The organism is Streptomyces albidus (ex Kaewkla and Franco 2022) (genome assembly GCF_013870515.1).
Classification (GTDB): Bacteria; Actinomycetota; Actinomycetes; order Streptomycetales; family Streptomycetaceae; genus Streptomyces; species Streptomyces albidus.
Genome location: NZ_JACBXA010000385.1, coordinates 1 through 3,752 on the forward strand (window position 1 = coordinate 1; position 3,752 = coordinate 3,752).

Sequence of the window (3,752 nt, forward strand, 5' to 3'; positions counted from 1 at the left end):
GCGGCGGAGCGCACCGGCCGGCACCTCGACGCGCTCACCGCGGGGGACGCCTCCCATCTCTCCGAGGCCCGCGCCCGGTCGGCAGGGCCGACCCGGCGGGGCGGCTACGGAATGTGCGGCCGCCGGGACGAGTACGAACTGCCCGGCACCACGCTGCCCTACTACGGCGAATAGCCCCGACTGCCGCCGCCGGCACCGGTGTTCGCACGCCGGCGCTCGGGCGGCGGTCACACCCGACACCGCACGGAAAGGTCCGATCCCATGCCCGCACCCAGGACGAAGGCGTCCTGCGCGGCAGCCGTGGTGCTCGCCCTGAGCGCGACGCTCACAGGCTGCGGCGGCGGAGCCTCCGCCTCCGGCGAAGGCAAGGTCACGCTCCGCTTCACCTGGTGGGGGAACGCCGACCGTGCCGCCCGTACCAACAAGGCCGTCGAGGCCTTCGAACGTGCCCATCCCGGCATCGACGTCCAGACCTCCTACTCGACCTACGAGTCCTACAAGCAGAAGCTCGCCACGCAGGCCGCAGGCGGTGACGTCCCCGACCTGATCCAGCTCGACTACCGGCAGATCAGCCAGTACGCGGGCTCCGACGTGATGCTCGACCTGGAGAAGCAGCGCAAGCGCCTGCCGACCGGGAAGATGGACCCCGCCCTGCTGAAGACCGGGCAGGTCGGCGGCGTCCAGTACGCCCTCCCGATGGGCGTGGGCACGCAGGCGCTCGCCTACGACAAGGTGGCGTGGCGTGAGGCGGGGCTCAAGACACCCCGGGCGGGCTGGACTTGGGACGACTGGGCGAAGTCGCTGCGCCAGCTGAAGCGGGAGCGCGGCTCGTACGCCATGACCGACCCGGGCTCGATGGAGGACTGGTTCGAGATCTGGCTGCGCGGGCGGGGAAAGCAGCTGTACGGCAAGGACGGGCAGACCGCCTTCGCCGCGAAGGACCTCGCGGGCTTCTGGGCCTTCACCTCCAAGCTCCGCAAGGAGGGGCTGGTCAGTCCCGCCAGCGACACCACACAGATGGCGGGCTCCGTCGAGGACTCGCCGATGGGACGCGAGAAGGCGGTCGCGGAGTTCAACTGGGACGCCCCGTCGGCCGGTTACGAGGCCATGTACAAGGACCGGCTCGCGCTCGCGCCGATGCCCTCGGGCGAGGACGGCACCCCCGGCCAGTACTTCAAGCCGTCCATGCTGCTCGGGATAGCCGCGGGCAGCTCCCACCCGAAGCAGGCCGCGGAGTTCATCGACTTCCTGCTCAACTCCGACGAGGCGGCGGACATCCTCGGAGTGGACCGCGGAACGCCGGTCAACAGCCGTCAGCGTCAGCGGGTTCTCCCGAAGGTGACCGGCTTCCAGAAGCAGGTCGCCGGCCTTCAGACGTCGCTGCGCGGAAAGCTCGAGGACCCGCCCGCCGCACCGCCCCGCGGTGACAACGGCCTCCAGTCGACGTTCCAACGCGACTACGACCACGTCTCGTTCGACAAGGCGACACCGCTGCAGGTCGCGGAGGACTTCCTCACCGAGGCACGGACGGAGCTGAGGCCGTGATGGCGAACGCACCGGCATCGACGGCACGTGCGACGGCGACGACGGGCGCCGGAGAAGCACGCAAGGCGGCGGCGGGAGACGCGGCGGCACGCCCCGGAGAGCCCCGCAGGGACCGTCGCAGCAAACGCGAACGCCAGGGCGCCGCCTGGGTGTTCCTCTCCCCGTGGGTCCTGGGCGCCTCCGTGCTCACCCTGCTCCCGATGGCCGTCTCGCTCTATCTGTCCTTCACCGACTACAACCTCTTCGACCCGCCGTCGTGGATCGGCCTGCGCAACTACGTGCAGATGTTCACCGAGGATCCACGGCTGCTGCGTTCGGTGGGCAACACGCTCCTCTACGTGCTGTTCGCCGTACCGCTTCAGCTCGCGCTCGCCCTCACCGTCGCCGTCGCCCTGAAGTCGATGAGGCGCGGAAGGAACTTCTACAGGTCGGCCTTCTACGCGCCTTCGCTGCTGGGCGCGTCGATGAGCATCGCGCTGGTCTGGCGGGCGATCTTCAACGACGGCGGCACGGTGGACAACCTGCTGGCCGGCGTCGGCCTGGACATGGGCGGCTGGGTCAACAAGCCCGGCTGGGCTCTGCTGAGCGTCGCGCTGCTGACCGTCTGGCAGTTCGGAGCACCCATGGTCATCTTCCTCGCCGGGCTCCAGCAGATCCCGCAGGACCTCTACGAGGCCGCGGCCGTCGACGGGGCAGGCAGGTGGCGGCAGTTCGCCTCCATCACGCTGCCGATGCTCTCCCCGGTGCTCTTCTTCAACCTGGTGCTCCAGACCATCCAGGCGTTCCAGGTCTTCACCCCCGCCTACGCGGTCAGCGGCGGCCGGGGCGGCCCGGCCGACTCCACGCTCTTCTACACGCTCTACCTCTACGACCGGGGCTTCACCGCCTCGCACATGGGCTACGCCTCAGCGATGGCGTGGGTGCTTCTCGTGGCGATCGGCATCGTCACGGCGGTCCTCTTCCGCACCTCCCGCTCCTGGGTCTTCTACGCGAACGAGGAGGTCCGCTGATGTCCGCCACCACAGCCGCCGGCCGCCGCCGGCCCGTCAACTGGCCGCGCGTCGCGCTGCACGCGGGCGCCCTGGCCGTACTCGTCGTGCTGCTCTATCCGTTGGCCTGGCTGGTCGCCACGTCCTTCAAGCCGGCGGACGAAGTCCTCGCCAGCCTCGCCCTGTTGCCGTCCCGCCTGGCCACGGAGAACTACGGCACGGCGGCCGAAGGCATCGAGGGCGTCACGCTGCTCCAGCTCTTCGGCAACTCGCTGACCATCTCGCTCGGCGCGGTGCTCGGCAACGTGCTGAGCTGCTCGCTCGCCGCGTACGCCTTCGCACGGCTGCGTTTCACGATGCGCGGCCCGCTGTTCGCGTTCATGATCGCCACGATCATGCTGCCGCACCACGCGGTGCTCATCCCGCAGTACATCGTCTTCAACCAGCTCGGCATGGTGAACACCTTCTGGCCGATGGTGCTGCCGAAGTTCCTGGCCACCGACGCGTTCTTCGTCTTCCTCATCGTGCAGTTCATGCGCGGGCTGCCGCGCGAGCTGGACGAGGCGGCGAAGATCGACGGCTGCGGCCCCTTCGGCACGTTCGTCCGCGTCGTCCTGCCGCTGACCAGGCCCGCGCTGATCACCACCGCGATCTTCACCTTCATCTGGACCTGGAACGACTTCTTCACGCAGCTGATCTATCTCTTCGAGCCCGACAAGTACACGCTCACTCTCGCGCTGCGTACGTTCGTCGACACCTCCAGCCAGTCCGCGTACGGGCCGATGTTCGCGATGTCCGTGTTCGCGCTGCTGCCCATCGTGCTGTTCTTCCTCGCCTTCCAGCGGCTGCTGGTCGAGGGAATGGCCAACTCCGGGCTGAAGGGCTGACGAGCATGAGCAACGGCGCAGTGCCCCGAGGGGCGGAGCGGGCGGACGGTGACCTTTTCGGCCCGCGCTTCGAGTTGTTCGCCGACGTGCTCGGCATCGGCCTGGCCACTGCGGTCGCCGGGCTGCCGCTGGTCACCTTCCCCGCCGCGCTGTCGACGGCGTGCACGCTGCTGCGCCGACGACGCCTGTACGGCGAACCCTGCACGGCGGGGCGGTACTTCGCCGCGTTCCGTACGCGCATGGCCCGCCCCGGGGAGTGGGCCGCCGGTGCGATCGTGCTGGTCCTCGGTGCCCTGGCGGCCGCCGACGCGGGGCTCGCCTCGCCCGGCAC

Annotated in this window: 3 protein-coding genes and 2 pseudogenes; all 5 read left to right on the forward strand. The window is 69.7% G+C overall.

Annotated features, from left to right (window positions below):
• A pseudogene (locus H5J26_RS31755) lies at positions 1 to 174 on the forward strand (cupin); the annotation flags it as partial.
• A gap of 87 nt (positions 175 to 261) precedes the next feature.
• Positions 262 to 1,545, forward strand: coding sequence for an ABC transporter substrate-binding protein (locus H5J26_RS29285; protein ID WP_181768986.1), 1,284 nt, complete (start codon positions 262 to 264; stop codon positions 1,543 to 1,545).
• Positions 1,545 to 2,555, forward strand: a complete 1,011-nt coding sequence (locus H5J26_RS29290; RefSeq protein ID WP_181768987.1) for a carbohydrate ABC transporter permease — start codon at positions 1,545 to 1,547, stop codon at positions 2,553 to 2,555. Before H5J26_RS29285 ends, H5J26_RS29290 begins: the two co-directional genes overlap by 1 nt.
• Positions 2,555 to 3,421, forward strand: a complete 867-nt coding sequence (locus H5J26_RS29295) for a carbohydrate ABC transporter permease (protein WP_181768988.1) — start codon at positions 2,555 to 2,557, stop codon at positions 3,419 to 3,421. Before H5J26_RS29290 ends, H5J26_RS29295 begins: the two co-directional genes overlap by 1 nt.
• A 5-nt stretch (positions 3,422 to 3,426) precedes the next feature.
• Positions 3,427 to 3,752 (forward strand): annotated as a pseudogene (locus H5J26_RS29300) (hypothetical protein); the annotation flags it as partial.

Excerpts from the sequence above, each read along its gene's own strand:
- H5J26_RS29290 (WP_181768987.1), top strand. The coding sequence starts at position 1,545 with ATGGCGAACGCACCGGCATCGACGGCACGTGCGACGGCGACGACGGGC.
- H5J26_RS29285 (WP_181768986.1), top strand. The coding sequence starts at position 262 with ATGCCCGCACCCAGGACGAAGGCGTCCTGCGCGGCAGCCGTGGTGCTC.
- H5J26_RS29295 (WP_181768988.1), top strand. The coding sequence starts at position 2,555 with ATGTCCGCCACCACAGCCGCCGGCCGCCGCCGGCCCGTCAACTGGCCG.